Origin of the sequence: Serratia sp. SA088, assembly GCF_049065515.1 — a bacterium.
GTDB lineage: Bacteria > Pseudomonadota > Gammaproteobacteria > Enterobacterales > Enterobacteriaceae > Serratia > Serratia nematodiphila.
Window position 1 is genome coordinate 20219 of record NZ_JBAKGW010000010.1, and the last position, 19194, is coordinate 39412.

A 19194-nucleotide genomic window follows, 5' to 3' on the forward strand; every position below is an offset into this window, starting at 1 on the left:
TGCTCCTCACCCAAGGCGCTTTTTTGCAGTATCATTGATAATTCTTGGTATTGAAGCTAACAGTGCGCTAGAGATCTCACAATAGCCGCCCACAACATTTTACTCAGCCTATGCCTAACACCTTTCGCCCTCTGACCGGGGCCAGTAACCCGCACCTGCAAACGCTGTTGCCGCGGCTGGTGCGCCGCCGCGTGTTATTGAAACCGCATTGGCAACGGCTGGAATTGCCCGACGGCGATTTCGTCGATCTCGCCTGGAGCGAGGATCCGGCGCAGGCGCGCGACAAACCGCGTGCAGTGCTGTTTCATGGCCTGGAAGGCAGCTTCTACAGCCCCTACGCGCACGGCCTGCTCAACGCCTGGCGCGAGCGCGGCTGGCTCGGGGTGGTGATGCACTTTCGCGGCTGCAGCGGCGTGCCCAACCGCAAGCAGCGCATCTACCACTCCGGTGAAACCGAAGACGCGCGCTTCTTTCTGCGCTGGCTGCGCGATAGCTACGGCGAGGTGCCGACCGCGGCGGTAGGCGTTTCGCTCGGCGGCAACATGCTGGCCTGCTATCTGGCGCAACAAGGCGCCGACAGCCTGCTGCAGGCGGCGGTGGTGGTCTCGGCGCCGCTGATGCTGGAACCCTGCGCCTACCGCATGGAGCAAGGCTTCTCCCGCGTTTATCAGCGCTACCTGCTGGGGCAGCTGAAACAAAACGCCACCCGCAAGCTGTTGCACTACCCGGACACTCTGCCGCTCAAACTGTCACAGCTGAACGGGTTGCGACGCATCCGCGAATTCGACGACGCCATCACCTCGCGCATTCACGGCTTCAGCGACGCCACCGACTATTATCGCCGCTGCAGCGCCCTGCCGCTGTTGCCGTCTATCCAGACGCCGCTGCTGATCATCCATGCGAAGGACGACCCTTTCATGACCCCTGAGGTGATCCCCGACGTCGCCGGCCTGCCGCGCAATATCGAATATCAGCTGACTGAGTTCGGCGGCCACGTCGGCTTCGTCGGCGGCACGCTGAAAAAACCGCACATGTGGCTGGAGCATCGCATTCCGGCCTGGCTTTCCCCTTATCTGGACATTCCGACGTGATTATTCCCTGGCAAGAACTGGCAACCGACACCCTGAACAGCCTGATCGAATCCTTTGTGCTGCGCGAAGGCACCGATTACGGCGAACACGAACGCTCGCTGGAGCAGAAGGTGGAGGACGTGCGCCGCCAGCTGAAAAACGGCGAAGTGGTGCTGGTGTGGTCGGAACTGCATGAGAGCGTCAACATCATGCCGCGCGGCCAATTCCGCGCCGGGCAGGAAGAAATTTAGTGGCGCCCGGTTCTATGACTGACGGAAAAAATCAGGTAACAATGGGGCATTGCAAACCAGCGCGCGCCATTTTTCCTGACATAGAGAGCGTCAACAAGAGCCACAATAATCCCCTGACGCCGGCGCATTCAACACGGAGTGACAACCATCATGTCTGCCAAACATCCCGTTATCGCGGTGACCGGTTCCAGCGGCGCCGGCACCACCACCACCAGCGTGGCGTTCCGTAAAATCTTCCAGCAGCTCAATATCCGCGCCGCCGAACTGGAGGGCGACAGCTTCCACCGCTATACCCGGCCGGAAATGGACGCGGCGATCCGCAAGGCGCGCGATCTGGGCAGACACATCAGCTATTTCGGCCCCGAGGCCAACGACTTCGGCCTGCTGCAGCAGAGCTTTATCGACTACGGCAAAAACGGCACCGGTCGTTCGCGCAAGTACCTGCACACCTACGACGAAGCAGTGCCCTACAATCAGGTACCGGGCACCTTCACCCCGTGGGAGCCGCTGCCGGCGCCGACCGACGTGCTGTTCTACGAGGGGTTGCACGGCGGCGTTGTCACCGAGCACCATGACGTGGCCAAACACGTCGATCTGCTGGTCGGCGTGGTGCCGATCGTCAACCTGGAGTGGATCCAGAAGCTGATCCGCGATACCGGCGAACGCGGCCACTCCCGCGAAGCGGTGATGGATTCGGTGGTGCGCTCGATGGAAGACTACATCAACTACATTACGCCGCAGTTCTCGCGCACCCACATCAACTTCCAGCGCGTGCCGACGGTGGACACCTCCAACCCGTTCGCCGCCAAGGCCATTCCCTCACTGGATGAAAGCTTCGTGGTGATCCACTTCCGCGGCCTGGACCAGATCGACTTCCCCTACTTGCTGGCGATGCTGCAGGGATCGTTTATCTCGCACATCAATACGTTAGTGGTGCCGGGCGGCAAAATGGGGCTGGCGATGGAGCTGATCATGGCGCCGCTGGTGCAACGGTTGCTGGAAGGCAAGAAGATCGAATAAATGCGTTGAGCGCGGCGCCGGCCGCGCTCCGCCTCGATTACGCCGGTTGGCGGATCTCGAAGCTGTGGGTTACCGTGGCGGCCTTGTTGAGCATCAGCGCCACCGAGCAGTATTTCTCCGCCGACAGGTTCACCGCACGTTCGACGATCTTGTCGGTCAGATCCTGGCCGGTCACGATGAAGTGCAGGTTGATATGGGTGAACAACCGCGGGGCTTCTTCGCGGCGCTCGGAGGTCAGCTTCACCTCGCAGTCGCGCACGTCGTTGCGCCCCTTTTGCAGGATGGATACCACGTCGATCGCGCTGCAGCCGCCCACCGACATCAGCACCATCTCCATCGGGCTGGGCGCTTTATCACCGGCGTTGCCGTCCATCAGCACCTGGTGGCCGGAGGCCGATTCACCCAAAAACGTTAACCCTTCCACCCATTTAACTCTTGCCTGCATTCTGGTCACTCCGGTTGATTTCTTAAAATCAGAGTACGCTTTCGCATAGAAACAGGCAACGTAACCTGATGCTAATCATGCTGAAGCGAGACAACACGAGACACCCGCCTTACTCTGTGCTACAAACAGAGCCGCAATAAATCTTTCCGGGACACTGCATTTCAGGGAAACGCCCAGAGAAAGGCTCCTTTACCGGTATGTTAACAGAATGTAGCTTGCAGCGCTTACGGCAAGTTAATATGCTAGAGCGACAGCGTATTTTTATGACACGCCTCAAAACTTGCCGGTAGCCCTCGCTCATAACTGCGGCTACAGGCGGGTTTTACAGGGAACTCTGACCCCTGTGACACAAGGCAGCGATAACAACAGAGGATAACAGCGAATGGTTCTCGGCAAACCGCAAACAGACCCTACTCTCGAATGGTTCCTGTCTCATTGCCATATCCACAAATATCCATCGAAGAGTACGCTGATTCACCAAGGTGAAAAGGCCGAAACGCTTTACTACATCGTGAAAGGCTCCGTCGCGGTGCTGATCAAGGATGAAGAAGGTAAAGAGATGATCCTGTCCTACCTCAACCAGGGGGATTTCATCGGCGAGCTCGGATTGTTCGAAGAAGGCCAGGAGCGCAGCGCCTGGGTTCGCGCGAAAACCGCCTGTGAAGTGGCCGAAATTTCCTACAAGAAATTCCGCCAGCTGATCCAGGTGAACCCGGACATCCTGATGCGTCTGTCCGCCCAAATGGCGAGCCGCCTGCAGGTCACCTCCGAAAAAGTGGGCAACCTCGCCTTCCTGGACGTGACCGGCCGCATCGCGCAAACCCTGCTGAATCTGGCGAAGCAACCTGACGCCATGACTCACCCGGACGGCATGCAGATCAAGATCACCCGTCAGGAGATCGGCCAGATCGTCGGCTGCTCGCGTGAAACCGTTGGCCGTATTCTGAAAATGCTGGAAGATCAAAACCTGATTTCCGCCCACGGCAAAACCATTGTCGTCTACGGCACCCGTTAATCCCCGAAGAAACGGCGCAGCCTGCGCCGTTTTTTTATCTGCTCTCTGCCATGTGGCGCCGCCTGATCTACCACCCGGAAATCAACTACGCACTGCGACAAACGCTGGTGTTGTGCCTGCCGGTGCTGTTCGGCTTGTTAATAGGCCAGCTGCAGCTCGGCCTGATGTTCTCTCTGGTGCCCGCCTGCTGCAATATCGCCGGTCTGGACACGCCGCATAAGCGCTTCTTTAAACGGCTGATCGTCGGCGGCTCGCTGTTCGCCTTCAGCAGCGTGCTGCTGCAACAGGCACTGCTGTGGCACGTGCCGCTGCCGGCGCTGATGCTGGGCCTGGCGCTGCTGCTCGGCGTCACCGGCGAAATCAGCCCGCTGCACGCCCGGCTGTTGCCGGCGGCGCTGGTGGCCGCCATTTTCGCCCTCAGCACGGCCGGCACGGTACCCCTCTGGCAGGCGCCGCTGCTGTACGCGATCGGCACCGTCTGGTACGGCTTATTCACCTGGTTCTGGTTCAAGCTGTGGAAAGAACAGCCAATGCGCGAGACGCTCAGCCAGCTCTATCTGGAGCTGGCTGACTATTTCGAAGCCAAATACTCGTTGCTGACCCAGCACACCGATCCGCAAACCGCGCTGCCGCCGCTGCTGGTGCGCCAACAAAAGGTGATGGATCTGATCAGCCTTTTATACCAACAGCTCAATTTCCTGCCGCACGCCAACAACCTCGAACAAAAGCGCCTGCAGCGCGCCTTTCAGGTGGCGATGGATCTGCAGGAGCACATCACCGTCAGCCTGCATCTGCCGGAGGAGGTGCAAAAACTGGTGGAGCAGAGCCAGGCCGAAGCGATCATTCGCCGCAACGCTCAGGTGATCGCCGGCCGGCTGCGCGTGGTGGCGCACGATATTCTCTACCATCAACATTCGAAGCGCTTCTCCATGAGCCACGAACTGGCGGCGCTGGAAAAAATGGCGGCGCAGCATCCCGATAACCCGGTCGGCCAGTTTTGTTATTACCACTTCAGCCGCATCGCTCGCCTGCTGCGCACCCAGCATCCGCTGTACCGCCGCGACCTGATGCCCGGCCAGCACCGCCTGCCGTTTTGGCCGGCGCTGGCCAGCTACCTGTCGTTCAAATCCACCGCCCTGCGCAACGCCGCGCGGCTGGGGGTGACGCTGGCGGTCGGCAGCAGCCTGGGTGCGGTTTTCAACCTGCCGAAGCCTTACTGGATCCTGCTCACCATCATGCTGGTGAGCCAAAACGGGTATAACGCCACCCGGGTGCGTATTCAGCACCGTGCGCTGGGCACGATTGCCGGGCTATTGCTGGCGGCCGGGCTGTTGCAGCTGCAGCTGCCGGAAGGAGAAACGCTGAGCATCATGCTGGTGATCACGCTGCTGGCCTACCTGGTTTCGCGCAAGAACTACGGGCTGTCGGTGATTGGCTTTACGGTCACGGCGGTTTACACCCTGCAGCTGCTGGCGCTGAACGGCTCGCATTTTCTGGTGCCGCGTCTGATCGATACGCTGATAGGCTGCGTGCTGGCGTTCGGCGGCACCATTTGGCTGTGGCCGCAGTGGCAAAGCGGGCTGCTGCGCAAGAATGCCCATCAGGCGCTGGAGAACGATCAAGCCGCGCTGCGGCTGATGCTGAAGCAGCCGGAACCGGATGCCACCGCGTTGGCCTATACCCGCATGCAGGTCAACCAGGCGCACAATGCGCTGTTCACCTCGCTCAATCAGGCGATGCAGGAGCCGGGGTTCGCGTCGAATTATCTGGCGGACATGCGGCTGTGGGTCACGCACAGCCAGTTCATCGTCGAACACCTGAACGCCATGACCATTCTGGCGCGCGAGCACTACATGCTGACGCCGAAACTGGCGGAAGCCTATCTGCAAACCTGTGAAATTGCGCTGCAAAGCTGCCAGCAGCGGTTGGAATACGACGGCCCGAGCAGTGACAACAGCGGCATCATGCAGCCGCCGGATCTGCATCCGGACATGCCCGTCACCGAGATGGAACGTCATTTGCGGCGCATTTTGTCGCACCTGAGCGTGATGCATACCATTTCGTCGCTGGCCTGGCGCCAGCGCCCGCACCACGGCATCTGGCTCAAGCGCAAACTGCGCGATCAATAAGGGCGCGGCATGCCGCGCCCCGTTATTCGCCGCACGGGCTTCAGGCGTTGATCACATCCTGCACCGCCAGCTCGAACAGCGCCATGCCGGCCTCGATGTCCTGCAGCTCCACCACCAGCGACGGCGCGAAACGGATCACGTTCGGCCCGGCATTGAGGATCATCAGCCCACGCGCGGCGGCGGCGGTGAGGAAATCGCGCGCTCTGCCGTGATAATGCGGCGTCAGTTCGGCGCCGATCAGTAACCCCATGCCGCGAATGGCGGTGAAAATACCGTATTTATCGCCGATATTCTGCAAAGCCTGCACATACAGCGCGTGGCGCTGTTCGATGCCGCTCAGCACTTCCGGCGTATTGATCACATCCAACGCCGCCTCCGCCACCGCGCAAGCCAGCGGGTTGCCGCCGTAGGTGGTGCCGTGGGTGCCCACCTGCATCACCGACGCAATCTCTTCGGTGGTCAGCATGGCGCTCACCGGGAAACCGCCGCCCAGCGCCTTGGCGGTGGTGAGAATGTCCGGCGTCACGCCATAATGCATATAGGCGAACAGCTTGCCGCTGCGCCCCATGCCGCTTTGCACTTCGTCGAACACCAGCAGCGCCTGATGTTGGTCGCACAGCTCGCGCACGCCTTTGAGGAAGCCGGCGTCGACCGGCGTAATGCCGCCCTCGCCCTGAATCGGCTCCATCACCACCGCGCAGGTGTGGTCGTCCATCACCGCTTTCACCGCCGCCAGATCGTTGAACGGCACGTGCACGATGTCGGCCGGCTTTGGCCCGAACCCGTCGGAGTATTTGGCCTGCCCGCCCACCGACACGGTGAACAGCGTGCGGCCGTGGAACGCGTTATAGAAAGCGATGATTTTGGTTTTATAGGGGCTGTGGCGGGTGATGGCGTAATGACGCGCCAGTTTGAACGCCGCTTCGTTGGCCTCTGCGCCGGAGTTGGCGAAGAACACCCGATCGGCGAAGGTGGCGTCGATCAGTTTGCTCGCCAGGCGCAGCGCCGGTTCATTGGTAAAGACGTTGCTGGTATGCCACAGAGTCTCACCCTGACGTTTGAGCGCCTCGACCAGCGCCGGATGGCAGTGCCCCAGCGCCGTTACCGCGATGCCGCCGGAAAAATCGATGTACTCTTTTCCCTGCTGATCCCAGACCCGGCTGCCTTGGCCGCGCACCGGCACAAACTGGGCGGGTGCATAAACAGGCAGGATAACCTGGTCAAAGGTGCTGCGGCTCACTGCGGATTTTCCAGTCATTTTTTCGGCTCCACCCTGAAGGTTTTTCAGCGCTATCGTAATGTTAGATTGAAAACATAATCACGAAATATGCATAAAAAACCAATCAAGCGCAAACGCAAAACGCCCGACGAGCGAAAAAAACGCATCGGGATTAACGGTTGAGGAAGTTATCCAGCAGCTGATGGCCCTGCTCGCTGAGCACGCTTTCCGGATGGAACTGCACGCCTTCCAACGCCAAAGCGCGGTGGCGGATGCCCATGATCTCGTCGCGCACGCCGTCGCGTTCGCTCCAGGCGGTCACTTCAAAGCAGTCCGGTAGCGTATCGGCTTTCAGCACCAGCGAGTGGTAACGTGTCACGGTCAGCGGATCGCTCAGGCCACGGAACACGCCGACGCCCAGATGGCGAATGGCCGACGTTTTGCCGTGCATCACCGCGCGGGCGCGCACCACCTCGGCGCCGAACGCCTGCCCCAGCGCCTGGTGCCCCAGGCACACGCCAAGGATCGGCAGTTTGCCGGCGAAATGACGAATGGCGGCCAGCGAGATACCCGCTTCGTTCGGGGTGCAGGGGCCGGGGGAAATCACCAGATGCTGCGGCGCCAGCCGCTCGATATCGGCCAGCTGCAGCTCATCGTTGCGCTTCACCACCACCTCGGCGCCCAACTCGCAGAAGTACTGGTAAAGGTTATAGGTAAAGGAGTCGTAGTTATCGATCAGCAGCAGCATGTCAGGTCCGGCAGAGAAAAACGCCGCCATAGTTTACTGATTTAACCCGCCGCTGCCGACGATAATTTCCGCTTACTTTTTACGGCCGCCGGTGATCGAGCCCAGCACGCCGCGCAGGATCTGGCGGCCGAGATCGCGCGCCATGCTCTTGGCGGCGGTCTGGACGATGCCGTCGCGTTTGCCGCCGCGCGGGCCGGTGGAACCGAACAACAGCTCGTTCAAACCATCCATCAGGCCGCCGCCCGCCTGCTGTTGTTGCTGTTGCGTCTGCGGTTGTTGCCCCTGCTGCGGGGTGCCGATGGTGGCGAAACCGCCCGACGACAGCTTCTCGTAGGCGGACTCGCGGTCAATCATGTCTTCATAGCGGCCATACAGCGGCGACTTGTTGATCGCGCTGTTCAGCCCTTCCGCGCCAAGCATGCCCATTTTGGATTCCGGCGCGATGACCATCGCCCGCTCCACCACGTTCGGCCGGCCCTTCTCGTCGAGGAACGACACCAGCGCTTCGCCCACGCCCAGCTCGGTGATCGCCGTTTCGGCATCGAAGGCCGGGTTGGCGCGCAGGGTTTGCGCCGCCGTCTTCACCGCCTTCTGATCGCGCGGGGTAAAGGCGCGCAGCGCATGCTGCACGCGGTTGCCCAACTGGCCCAGCACGCTGTCCGGGATGTCCAGCGGGTTCTGGGTGACGAAGTAAATGCCGACGCCTTTGGAGCGGATCAGACGCACCACCTGTTCAATCTTGGTCAGCAGCGCCGCCGGTGCATCGTTGAACAGCAGGTGCGCTTCATCGAAGAAGAACACCAGCTTCGGCTGTTCAGGGTCGCCCACTTCCGGCAGGTGCTCAAACAGCTCGGCCAGCAGCCACAGCAGGAACACCGAATACAGCTTCGGCTGATTGATCAGCTTGTCCGCCGCCAGCAGATTGATCACGCCGTGGCCGTTGGCGTCGGTTTTCATCAGATCGTTGATGTCCAGCATCGGCTCGCCGAAGAACTGATTGGCCCCCTGCTCTTCCAGCGTCAACAACCCGCGCTGAATGGCGCCGATAGAGGCGGCAGAGATATTGCCGTACTGGGTTTGGAATTGTTTGGCGTTGTCGCCGACGAACTGCACCATGGCGCGCAGGTCTTTCATGTCCAGCAGCAGCAGCGCATTGTCATCGGCGATTTTGAACACCAGCTGCAGCACGCCGCTTTGCACCTCGTTCAAATCCAACAGGCGCCCCAGCAGCAACGGCCCGAGATCGGAAATGGTGGCGCGGATCGGGTGGCCTTTTTCACCGTAAATATCCCACGGGATAATGGTGCAGGCCTGCGGTTGCCAGTCGGTAACGCCGATCGCCGCCAGACGCGCCTGCAGTTTCTCGGAAGGCACGCCCTCGGCGCCGATGCCGGACAGATCGCCCTTCACGTCCGACAGGAACACCGGCACGCCGATGCGTGAGAACTGTTCGGCCATTTTCTGCAGCGTCACCGTTTTGCCGGTGCCGGTTGCCCCGGTGATCAAGCCGTGGCGGTTGGCCAACGCCGGCAAAATCACCAGATCCTGTTCCGGTTTTCCGTCTTTCATCGCTTTGGCGATAATCCGTGGTTCACTCATTTTCTGTTCCTTTGACGCTGACGCGGCGCGAAACGCGCCTGTTGATGCAATAAAGCTATAAGCGCCGCGTAACCCCGTCAAGGACAAACAAAATGGGCGCCGTCGGGGCCTGATGAATTCAGATTGCGCTTAGCGTCAGAGCGTCTTTGCTTGAACAATAAAGCACCAGTGTTATAGTGAGCATTACGCTGTATATACGAGGTAAATACCATGTCTGAATCTACCGTGGTAATCCGCGTGGATGACGAGTTAAAAACCGCTTTCGCCAGCGCGGCAAAGGCCGCCGATCGCACGGCTTCGCAACTGCTGCGCGATTTCATGCGCGAGTTTGTCAGCCGCCAGGCGCAGCAGGAAGAGTACGACCAGTGGTTAAAGGAAAAGGTCGAGGTGAGCCGCAAGGCGTTGCGTGAAGGCAAGTTCGCCGACGATGAAGAGGTGGCTGCTTATTTCGCCGAACGCAGAGCTAAATCAACGCAATAAAACACAAAAGGACTTTTGTGAAACTGACATGGACGGTACCCGCCCTCGCCGATCGTCTGGCGATTTATGAATGGTTGGAACTTAAAAATTCGGCCGCCGCCGCAGAAAATGATGCAAAAATCGCTGACGCGGCGGCACGCCTCGTGCATCATCCCACCAGCGGGAAAACGGGTCGGATAGCCGGCACGCGCGAGCTGGTCATCTCCCCGTCCTATCTGTTGGTCTATGAATTGGCGGCTCAACGCGTCATCATATTGGCCATCGTGCATACTCGCCGCCGGTGGCCGCCGGCATAGTCACCCTCGCAGCCCCAGTTGCTCCTTCAGCGCCTTCAAATAGCGCCGGCTGACCGGCACCGGATCGCCGGCCGACATGATCATCTCTGCCGCACCGCCCTCTTCGAAGCGGATCTCGCGCACCTGCTCCAGGTTGACCAGATACTGCCGATGACAGCGCACCAGCGGCGTACGGCTTTCCAGCGTGCGCAGCGTCAATTCGGTGAAACACTCCATGCCGTCGCTGCGCACCACGAATACCCCGCTCAGCTTGGAACGGATCGCCAGCACTTCATCGAACCGCAGCAGATAGATGCGGCTGTGGCCGGTGCAGGGAATGTATTTCAGGTAACCGGCGCTCTCATCCAGCGCCGTCACATCCTGCGGCGCACTGCGCTGCCGCAGGCGTTGCAGCGTCTTGCTCAACCGCGTCGGCTCCGCCGGCTTCAGCAGATAGTCGAAGGCGTGCTCCTCGAACGCCTGCACCGCGTATTCGTCGTAGGCGGTCAGAAACACGATGTGCGGCATCCGATTGGGATCCAGCATGCCGACCATTTCCAGCCCGCTGATACGCGGCATTTGAATATCGAGAAACACCACGTCCGGCTGCAGCCGATGGATCTGGCTGATGGCTTCGATGGCGTTGGCGCACTCGCCGATAATCGAGATCCCCGCTTCAGCTTCCAGCAGGTGGCGCAGGTTGTCGCGCGCGGAAGGTTCATCGTCAACAATCAGTGCGTTTAACATCAGGCTGCCCTCTCCATAGGGACATTAAGCGTAATGCGGGTGTAGGCGTCCGGCCGGCAATCCACCTGCACGCCATAGCCTTCGCCGTAGCGCACGCGAATGCGTTTATCCACCAGGTTCATCCCCAGCCCGCTGCAGTTCGGTTTCGGCTGGAACAGCCCGGCGTTGTCCGTCACCTGCAGCAGCAGATGCTCGCCTTCGCAGCAGGCGCCGATTTCGATGCGGCCCACGCCCAACAGATGCGAGGTGCCATGCTTGATGGCATTCTCGACGATCGGCTGCAGCGAAAACGCCGGCAGCCGCGCCGCCAGCAGCGCCTCCGGCAGCGATACCGCAATCTCCAGCCGATCGGCGAAGCGCGCTTTCTCTATCTGCAGGTAGGCGTTCACATGTTCAATTTCGTCCGCCAGGCTGACTTCGTCATCCGAGCGCTTGAGGTTTTTACGAAAGAAGGTCGAGAGGGACTGCACCAGATCGCAGGCGCGCTCGCCATCGCGGCGGATCACCGCCACCAGGGTATTCAAGGCATTGAACAAGAAATGCGGATTGACCTGCGCATGCAGCAGCTTGATCTCCGACTGCGCCAGCAGCTGCTTGTGGCGCTCGTACTGTCCGGCCATGATCTGCGCCGACAGCAGGCTGGCGATGCCTTCGCCCAGCGTACGGTTGATGGTGCTGAACAGCTGGCTTTTCGGTTCATACAGCTTGATGGTGCCGATGACCCGCTGGTTTTCGCCGCGCAGCGGGATCACCAGCGTCGATCCCAGCTTGCAGGCCGGATTGATCGAGCAGCAGTAAGAGAGTTGATTGCCGTCGGCGTACACCACCTCGTTGTTGTCGATGGCGCGATGCGAATGCACCGAGGCGATCGGCGTGCCCGGCAGGTGGTGATCGTCACCGATGCCGATAAACGCCAGCAGCTTGTCGCGATCGGTGATCGCCACCGCGCCGATGCCCAGTTCCTGATAAATCACCCGGGCGACCTTCATGCTGTTTTCCTGATCGAACCCCTGCCGCAGGATGCCCTCGGTGCGCTCGGCGATCTTCAGCGCCTTGGAAGAGAAAGCGCTGGTGTATTTCTCGAACATCGCGCGCCTGTCCAGCAGGATTTGCATAAACATCGCCGCGCCGACGGTATTGGCGATCATCATCGGCAGCGCGATGTGTTCCACCAGCTGCAACGCCTCGTTATAAGGGCGCGCCACCGCCAGAATGATCGCCATCTGCAGCACTTCCGCCACCAGCGCCACGCCGCCGACGAACAGCGGATTGAACAGCAGCTCGATGCGCCCCCGGCGCATGGCGATGCTGTGTACGATGCCGCCGACCAGCCCTTCGGACACGGTGGAGATCGCGCAGGCCACGTCGGTCATGCCACCGAGCGTATACCGGTGCAGGCCGCCGGTCAGCCCGACCAGAAAGCCCACCGACGGCCCGCCCAGCAGCCCGCCCAGAACCGCGCCTATCGCACGGGTGTTGGCGATCGAATCCTGAATATGCAGCCCGAAGTAGGTGCCCATGATGCAGAACACCGAGAAGATCACGTAGCACAGCAGCTTGTGCGGCAAGCGAATGGTCACCTGCATCAGCGGAATGAACAGCGGGGTTTTGCTCAGCAGATAGGCGATAACGAGATAGACGCACATCTGCTGCAACAGCAACAGCACCTGGTTAAATTCATACATGGCAGCAACTCATCCAGAGACAACAAAGGGCGAACGCCGGATTTCCGGTCTGGTTATTGTCTGCCGATTAGAGCATGGGGCGCGGGAGAAAACAGTGATGAAAGCAAGGCTTCGGGAGGAAGGACGGCCGATCCCGGCGGGATCGGCCAAAAAATTTACGGCAGCACCTTGGCCGACAGAATCACCACCGGCTTGGTCGGCACATTCTGGTAAGGGCCGACGTTGCCGGTCGGCACCTGAGCGATCTTGTCCACCACATCCATGCCTTTCACCACTTTGCCGAACACCGCGTAGCCGAAGTCGCGCTGGCCGTGATCCAGGAAGGCGTTATCCGCCACGTTCAGGAAGAACTGGCTGGTGGCGCTGTCCTTGTCGGCGGTGCGCGCCATCGAGATGGTGCCGCGCAGGTTGCGCAGGCCGTTGTCGGCTTCGTTCTTGATCGGCGCCTTGGTGGATTTTTGCTGCATGTCAGCGGTGAAACCGCCGCCCTGGATCATGAAGCCCGGGATCACGCGGTGGAAAATGGTGTTGTTGTAGTACCCGCTGTTCACGTAATCGACGAAGTTCTGGGTGGAAACCGGTGCCTTCTGGCTGTCGAGCGCCAATTCGATATTCCCCGCCGAGGTCGTCAGCATGACATGGGTCTCACCGGCGGCGAGTGCGGCTGGTGCCACTGCGGACAGGGAACACAGCGCGACGAAGGTCACTAAAGTACGTTTGAACATTAACGGGTCCTTTCTCTGAGAGACAAACAACGGAAAAGCGCTTTGATTCTAAAGAGCTGTATCGGCAAGTGCCAGCCATTTACCTATATTTACCCAATTACGGGACATATCCTAGGCGGCCCTGAATTTTGCTGCGGAAAGTATGGGCGCAGAAGGCTTTTTTGCCAACCGCATCACGCATTTTTTGCCCCGTGCCGCCCTGGGGCGGTTTTTGCGATCTGCCTCCCAGTTTGCACACGCATTGTCGTTACTCTATATAAATGAGAGCGCTCTCATTACAAAAAGAACGGATATTGAAGCATCCCACGGCGGCATCGCCGCGCAACCCCTGGAGAAATGACGTGAGTGAATTGATGACTGAAATCAGCCCCGAGTTTGAAAGCACCATCATGGAACTGCTGGTGTTCTCCGGCAGCGCGCGCAGCAATGCGTTGATGGCGTTGCGACAAGCGCGCGCCGGCGACTTCGCCGCCGCGGCCAAACACATGGCCGAATCCAAAGAGTGGGTGAAGAAAGCGCACCTGATCCAGACCGAGCTGATCGGCCTGGACGAAGGCTGCGGCAAGCTGGCGATCAATCTGATCACCGTGCATGCGCAGGATCATCTGATGAACGCCATGGTGATCCAGGATCTGGCCGACGACATGATCGAGCTCTATCGCCGTCAGTCGCTGACGGAGGGCCGCCCATGAGCACGCTCAAAATCGCCGTGATCGGCGGCGGCAGCAGCTACACTCCCGAGATGGTCGATGGGCTGATCCAGCGCATCGAGGAGCTGCCGGTCAACGAACTGGCGCTGGTGGACGTCGAGCCAGGCCGGCAAAAAGTGGAAACCATCGCCGCCCTGACGCGCCGCATGCTGGCGCGTCATGGGCTGGAACAGGTGAAGGTCAGCGTGCACTTCACGCTGGACGAAGCGATTCGCGGCGCCGCTTTCGTGCTGACCCAGTTCCGCGTCGGGCAACTGCCGGCGCGCGCCGCCGACGAACGGCTGGGCCTCAAATACCAGCTGCTCGGCCAGGAGACCACCGGCGTCGGCGGCTTCGCCAAGGCGCTGCGCACCATTCCGGTGATGCTGGATATTGCCCGCCGGGTGGAAAAGCTGGCACCGGACGCCTGGATCATCAACTTCACCAACCCGGCCGGTATCGTCACCGAGGCGGTGTCTCGCTTTACCAAAGCGAAGATCATCGGCCTGTGCAACGTGCCGATCAGCATGCATCACATGATCGCCAACATGCTGCAGGCGCCTTACGCCGACGTGCAGCTGCGGTTCGCCGGCCTGAACCACATGGTCTGGGTGCATCAGGTCACGCAGCAGGGGCGCGACGTCACCGCCAAGGTGATCGACATGCTGTGCGACGGCGCGGCGCTGACCATGAACAACATCAAGGAAGAGCCCTGGCAGCCGGACTTCCTGCGCGCGCTCGGCGCGATCCCCTGCCCGTACCACCGCTATTTTTACCAGACCCGTGAGATGCTGGCGGAAGAGATGGCCGCCGCCGGCGAGCGCGGCACCCGCGCCGAGCAGGTGATGCAGGTGGAGAAAGAGCTGTTCGAGCTGTATGCCGATCCGCAGTTGAACAGTAAGCCGGAACAGCTCAGCTTCCGCGGCGGTTCTTTCTATTCCGAGGTTGCGCTGGAGCTGATTCGTGCTATCCATAATAATCTCGGCACGCAATTAGTGGTCAACACCGCAAACCGCGGCGCAATCCATGGCCTGCCGGACGATGCTGTGATAGAAATCAACTGTATCGTCGATGCCCAAGGCGCGCATCCGCTGACGTTCGGGCCGCTGTCGGAGCCGATGCAGGCGCTGACGCAGCAGGTGAAAGCCTACGAACGCCTGACCATCGAGGCCGCGGTGCACGGCGATCGCCGCAGCGGCTTGCTGGCGCTGATCGCCAACCCGCTGGTGGGCAACGCCAATCTGGCGCAGCCGTTGCTGGACGAGGTGTTGACGATAAACGCGCCGTATTTGCCGCAGTTCAGGTAAGCGCCTGCGCGCGGTATGACAGGGGTTCGGCGCGCCGAACCCATTTTTTTAGCCGTAATCAGGAGTTGGACGATGGTGACACTGGAAGATGTCGCGGCGCTGGCGGGCGTATCGCGCGCCACCGTATCGCGGGTAGTGAACGGCGACAGCAACGTCAAGGCGCCGACCCGCGAGAAGGTTGAACGCGCCGTCGCCCAGCTCGGTTACACCCCCAATCCGGCGGCCCGCGCGCTCGCCTCCAGCCACAGCAATACCCTCGGGCTGGTGACCACGTCGTATCGCGGCGGCTTCTTCGGCGCGCTGATGGACTTCGTGCAAACCGAGGCCGAATCCCACGGCAAGCAGCTGCTGGTGACCCAGGGCCGCAACAGCGCCGAAAACGAATGGCAGGCGGTGCAGCGGCTGTTCAGCCTGCGCTGCGACGGCGTGATCCTGCACGTGCGTTTTCTCAGCGACGATCGGCTGCGCCAGCTGGCGGCGGAGCAACGTCATTTCGTGTTGCTCGATCGGCTGGTGCCGGGGCTGGAAGACCGCTGCGTCACCTTCGATCACCCGCTCGCCAGCCGCATGGCGACCCAGCAACTGCTCGATGCCGGGCACCGGCGCATCGCCTGCATCAGCGGGCCGCGCGAGCGCCCGTCGAGCCGCCTGCGGTTGCAAGGGTTTGAAGAGGCGATGCAGGCGGCGAATATCGAGCCGGTGGCCTGTCTGGAGGGCGTTTACGATCTGGAAAGCGGTTACCGCTGCGCCGATCGCCTGCTGCAGCAAGCCGCACGGCCCAGCGCCATCTACTGCTGCAACGAAGAGATGGCGATCGGCGCGCTGCTGGCGATCAACGAGCACCGCCTGCGGGTGCCGCAGGATATCTCCTTGATCTGTTACGACAGCGGCGAACGCGCGCCTTTTGTACGCCCGGCGTTGAGCAGCGTACATTTTCCCATCAGCGAGATGGCCCAATACGCGGCGCGCAGGCTGATCGACCCCACCACCCCGGCGCACCCATTTGAGCCGACGATCGTCAACCGTGATTCCATTGTGACGGTACGCAAATAGATCACAATAATGCGTACCCTCCCTTCATAGGTTGCATCAAAAAATCGACAACCATCACAAAAAATCCCGTTGTCTGTGCTAGGATCCGCCCCCTGGTGGCCTGATCGGGACTTTTTTCTGCGTTTGCCAGGAAAAGCCAGCGGCCTTATGCCAGCGTTAAAACCTCTAACAGACATATTCAGGCCTATACAATGAATGACAGTAACCGCATACGGCTTACCTGGATCAGCTTCTTTTCGTACGCGCTGACCGGTGCTTTAGTGATCGTCACAGGGATGGTGATGGGAAACATTGCAGAGTACTTTAATCTGCCGGTTTCCAGCATGAGTAACACCTTTACTTTCCTCAACGCCGGTATTTTGATTTCGATCTTCCTCAATGCCTGGCTGATGGAAATCATCCCGCTGAAGCGTCAGCTGATCTTCGGCTTTGTCCTGATGGTGCTGGCGGTTGCAGGGCTGATGCTCGGCAAGAGCCTGACCATGTTCTCGCTGTGCATGTTTATCCTTGGCGTGGTTAGCGGTATCACCATGTCGATCGGCACCTTCCTGATCACCCACATGTATGCCGGTCGCCAGCGCGGTTCGCGCCTGTTGTTCACCGATTCCTTCTTCAGCATGGCCGGGATGATCTTCCCGATCGTCGCCGCGATGCTGCTGGCTCGCCATATCGGCTGGTACTGGGTTTACGCCTGCATCGGTCTGCTGTACGTGGCGATCTTCGTGCTGACCCTGTGCTCCGAATTCCCGGTGCTGGGCAAGAAAGGCGCCGATGCCGGTCAACCGGTCGAGAAAGAAAAATGGGGCATCGGCGTGCTGTTCCTGTCGATCGCCGCGCTGTGCTACATCCTCGGCCAGCTGGGCTTCATTCAGTGGGTGCCTGAGTACGCCACCAAGTCGTTCAACATGGACATCGGCCAGGCCGGTAAGCTGGTGAGCGACTTCTGGACCTCTTACATGGTCGGCATGTGGGTGTTCAGCTTCATCCTGCGCTTCTTCGATCTGCAGCGCATCGTTACCGTACTGGCCGCGCTGGCTACCGGCGCGATGTACCTGTTCGTCAGCACCGACAATCCGGAACACCTGGGCTACTACATCATGGCTCTGGGCTTCGTTTCCAGCGCCATCTATACCACGTTGATCACCCTCGGCTCGCTGCAGACCAAGGTCTCCTCGCCGAAGCTGGTCAACTTTATCCTGACCTGCGGCACCATCGGCACCATGCTGACCTTCGTGGTCACCGGCCCGATCGTGGCGAAAGGCGGCGCGCACGCGGCGCTGACCACCGCCAACGGCCTGTACCTGGCGGTATTCGTGATGTGTCTGCTGCTGGGCTTCGTGACCAAGCACCGCAGCCACGGTCACGTGACGCACTGATTTCTTCGCATCAAATTCATCAAGGGCGCCCGCAAGGCGCCCTTTTTTTGCGCCTTAGCGCCGAAAATCCACCGTCTCATCCTGCTGCAAATGCAGCGTGGTTTCCGCCGGCCGCGTTTCGGCGATCACCGCCCCCTGGCGAATCGAATAACGCACCGGCGTCTGGCGGCGCACCGCGTCGAAACCGCTTTCCGCCGGCAGGATCACCAGGTTGGCGCTGTTGCCGGCCGCCAGGCCATAGTCGCTGAGGTTAAGGGTGCGCGCACTGTGGCTGGTGATCAGCTTCAGCCCGTCGTCGATTTGGCCATAGCCCATCAGCTGGCACACGTGCAGCCCCATATGCAGCACCTGCAGCATGTTGGCGGTGCCGAGCGGATACCAGGGATCGAACACGTCGTCGTGGCCGAAGCAGACGTTGATCTCCGCCTCCAGCATCTCCTTCACCCGCGTCACGCCGCGCCGTTTCGGATAGCTGTCGAAACGCCCCTGCAGGTGAATGTTCACCAGCGGGTTGGCGACAAAGTTGATGCCAGACATTTTCAGCAGGCGGAACAGCCGCGAGGCGTAAGCGCCGTTGTAAGAGTGCATCGCCGTGGTGTGGCTGGCGGTGACTTTCGCCCCCATCTCCAGCTTCAGCGCCAGCGCCGCCACGGTCTCGACGAAGCGCGATTGCTCGTCGTCGATCTCATCGCAGTGCACGTCCACCAGCCGATCGTATTTTTGCGCCAGCGCGAACGCCTTGTGCAGCGACTCCACGCCGTATTCGCGGGTGAATTCGAAGTGCGGAATGGCGCCCACCACGTCGGCCCCCAGCCGCAGCGCTTCTTCCAGCAGCGCTTCGCCGTTGGGATAAGAGAGGATCCCCTCCTGCGGGAAGGCGACGATCTGCAGCGTTACCCAGGGCGCCACCTCCCGTTTCACCTCCAGCATGGCGCGCAGCGCGGTCAGCGTGGGATCGGAAACGTCGACGTGGGTGCGCACATACTGCACGCCGTTGGCGATCTGCCACTTGAGCGTTTGCCAGGCGCGCTGCTTGACGTCTTCATGAGTCAACAGCGCCTTGCGTTCGGCCCAGCGCTCAATGCCCTCGAACAGCGTGCCGGACTGGTTCCAGGCCGGCTGACCGGCGGTTTGCGTGGTATCCAGGTGGATATGCGGTTCGACGAACGCCGGCAGCGCCAGCCCGCCCTGCGCATCCAACACGTCGCTGCGCCACTCCAGCCCTTCCGGTTGCGGCACCAGATGCGCGATGCGCCCCTGCTCGATCGCCAGTTGCCACAACCCTTCATGCCCGCTTAAACGCAGGTTATCGATAAACTTCAATGGACGTTTCGCCACCCTTCACCTCTGCCGTTGCGCTG

Annotated in this window: 20 protein-coding genes; 12 read left to right on the top strand and 8 right to left on the bottom strand. The window is 60.6% G+C overall.

Going from position 1 to position 19194, the window contains the following annotated elements; all coding sequences use genetic code 11:
- Positions 1 to 110 precede the first annotated feature (110 nt).
- The 3 genes from ACOWVD_RS21420 (at position 111) to ACOWVD_RS21430 (ending at position 2341) form a co-directional block, all read left to right on the top strand.
- Positions 111 to 1091, top strand: coding sequence for a hydrolase (locus tag ACOWVD_RS21420; RefSeq protein WP_015379282.1), 981 nt, complete (start codon positions 111 to 113; stop codon positions 1089 to 1091).
- Positions 1088 to 1321, top strand: a complete 234-nt coding sequence (locus ACOWVD_RS21425; protein WP_004930376.1) for a YheU family protein — start codon at positions 1088 to 1090, stop codon at positions 1319 to 1321. Before ACOWVD_RS21420 ends, ACOWVD_RS21425 begins: the two co-directional genes overlap by 4 nt.
- 150 nt (positions 1322 to 1471) lie before the next feature.
- Entirely contained in the window at positions 1472 to 2341 is an 870-nt protein-coding gene (locus tag ACOWVD_RS21430; protein WP_004930374.1) for a phosphoribulokinase, read from the top strand.
- Between the two features lie 37 nt (positions 2342 to 2378).
- Here ACOWVD_RS21430 and ACOWVD_RS21435 read toward each other — a convergent pair whose 3' ends face one another.
- On the bottom strand, positions 2379 to 2786 hold the full coding sequence (locus tag ACOWVD_RS21435; RefSeq protein ID WP_004930372.1) for an OsmC family protein: 408 nt from the start codon (positions 2784 to 2786) through the stop codon (positions 2379 to 2381).
- A 382-nt stretch (positions 2787 to 3168) separates the two neighbouring features.
- On the opposite strand from ACOWVD_RS21435, the gene crp reads away from it, so the two are divergent.
- Positions 3169 to 3801 (top strand): cAMP-activated global transcriptional regulator CRP, encoded by a 633-nt coding sequence (gene crp, locus ACOWVD_RS21440; protein ID WP_004090925.1) that lies wholly within the window; start codon positions 3169 to 3171, stop codon positions 3799 to 3801.
- Between the two features lie 50 nt (positions 3802 to 3851).
- Positions 3852 to 5930, top strand: coding sequence for a YccS/YhfK family putative transporter (locus ACOWVD_RS21445; RefSeq protein WP_021504779.1), 2079 nt, complete (start codon positions 3852 to 3854; stop codon positions 5928 to 5930).
- A gap of 40 nt (positions 5931 to 5970) precedes the next feature.
- On the opposite strand, the gene argD is transcribed toward ACOWVD_RS21445, so the two are convergent.
- The 3 genes from argD to ACOWVD_RS21460 all read right to left on the bottom strand — a co-directional run bounded on the left by argD (position 5971) and on the right by ACOWVD_RS21460 (position 9496).
- Positions 5971 to 7188, bottom strand: coding sequence for a bifunctional acetylornithine/succinyldiaminopimelate transaminase (gene argD / locus ACOWVD_RS21450; protein ID WP_031300065.1), 1218 nt, complete (start codon positions 7186 to 7188; stop codon positions 5971 to 5973).
- A gap of 133 nt (positions 7189 to 7321) precedes the next feature.
- Complete coding sequence (locus ACOWVD_RS21455; RefSeq protein WP_015379285.1) at positions 7322 to 7897, bottom strand: aminodeoxychorismate synthase component II; 576 nt, start codon at positions 7895 to 7897, stop codon at positions 7322 to 7324.
- A 72-nt stretch (positions 7898 to 7969) separates the two neighbouring features.
- Positions 7970 to 9496 (bottom strand): helicase HerA-like domain-containing protein, encoded by a 1527-nt coding sequence (locus tag ACOWVD_RS21460; protein WP_004930359.1) that lies wholly within the window; start codon positions 9494 to 9496, stop codon positions 7970 to 7972.
- A gap of 210 nt (positions 9497 to 9706) precedes the next feature.
- Here ACOWVD_RS21460 and ACOWVD_RS21465 point away from each other — a divergent pair, with 210 nt between their 5' ends.
- Both ACOWVD_RS21465 and ACOWVD_RS21470 read left to right on the top strand, forming a co-directional pair.
- Positions 9707 to 9976, top strand: coding sequence for a hypothetical protein (locus ACOWVD_RS21465; protein WP_004930356.1), 270 nt, complete (start codon positions 9707 to 9709; stop codon positions 9974 to 9976).
- 17 nt (positions 9977 to 9993) lie between these two features.
- Positions 9994 to 10272, top strand: coding sequence for a type II toxin-antitoxin system RelE/ParE family toxin (locus ACOWVD_RS21470; protein ID WP_021504776.1), 279 nt, complete (start codon positions 9994 to 9996; stop codon positions 10270 to 10272).
- On the opposite strand, the gene btsR is transcribed toward ACOWVD_RS21470, so the two are convergent.
- From btsR to ppiA, 3 genes are all read right to left on the bottom strand, one after another.
- Positions 10273 to 10998, bottom strand: coding sequence for a two-component system response regulator BtsR (gene btsR / locus ACOWVD_RS21475; protein WP_004930351.1), 726 nt, complete (start codon positions 10996 to 10998; stop codon positions 10273 to 10275). It lies immediately after the preceding gene.
- Positions 10998 to 12683 (bottom strand): sensor histidine kinase, encoded by a 1686-nt coding sequence (locus tag ACOWVD_RS21480; protein WP_004930349.1) that lies wholly within the window; start codon positions 12681 to 12683, stop codon positions 10998 to 11000. The genes btsR and ACOWVD_RS21480 overlap by 1 nt, the downstream gene beginning before the upstream one ends.
- A gap of 155 nt (positions 12684 to 12838) precedes the next feature.
- Positions 12839 to 13408: a peptidylprolyl isomerase A gene (gene ppiA, locus ACOWVD_RS21485; RefSeq protein ID WP_015379288.1), complete on the bottom strand. Its 570-nt coding sequence runs from the start codon at positions 13406 to 13408 to the stop codon at positions 12839 to 12841.
- 142 nt (positions 13409 to 13550) lie between these two features.
- Between ppiA and ACOWVD_RS21490 the strand changes: the two genes are divergently transcribed.
- The 5 genes from ACOWVD_RS21490 to tsgA all read left to right on the top strand — a co-directional run bounded on the left by ACOWVD_RS21490 (position 13551) and on the right by tsgA (position 17833).
- Positions 13551 to 13748 (top strand): hypothetical protein, encoded by a 198-nt coding sequence (locus tag ACOWVD_RS21490; RefSeq protein ID WP_197800652.1) that lies wholly within the window; start codon positions 13551 to 13553, stop codon positions 13746 to 13748.
- A gap of 13 nt (positions 13749 to 13761) precedes the next feature.
- A complete protein-coding gene (locus ACOWVD_RS21495) occupies positions 13762 to 14100 on the top strand; it encodes a PTS lactose/cellobiose transporter subunit IIA (protein ID WP_197800667.1) in 339 nt (112 codons plus the stop codon).
- Positions 14097 to 15404, top strand: coding sequence for a 6-phospho-beta-glucosidase (locus ACOWVD_RS21500; RefSeq protein WP_197800650.1), 1308 nt, complete (start codon positions 14097 to 14099; stop codon positions 15402 to 15404). Before ACOWVD_RS21495 ends, ACOWVD_RS21500 begins: the two co-directional genes overlap by 4 nt.
- Positions 15405 to 15476: 72 nt before the next feature.
- Positions 15477 to 16457 carry a LacI family DNA-binding transcriptional regulator gene (locus ACOWVD_RS21505; protein WP_076741268.1) on the top strand — a complete coding sequence of 327 codons (981 nt, stop codon included), beginning with the start codon at positions 15477 to 15479 and terminating at the stop codon, positions 16455 to 16457.
- A 191-nt stretch (positions 16458 to 16648) separates the two neighbouring features.
- Positions 16649 to 17833, top strand: a complete 1185-nt coding sequence (gene tsgA / locus ACOWVD_RS21510; protein WP_004930336.1) for an MFS transporter TsgA — start codon at positions 16649 to 16651, stop codon at positions 17831 to 17833.
- Between the two features lie 54 nt (positions 17834 to 17887).
- On the opposite strand, the gene ACOWVD_RS21515 is transcribed toward tsgA, so the two are convergent.
- Positions 17888 to 19156, bottom strand: a complete 1269-nt coding sequence (locus ACOWVD_RS21515; RefSeq protein WP_033631922.1) for a cytosine deaminase — start codon at positions 19154 to 19156, stop codon at positions 17888 to 17890.
- Positions 19157 to 19194: the final 38 nt, after the last annotated feature.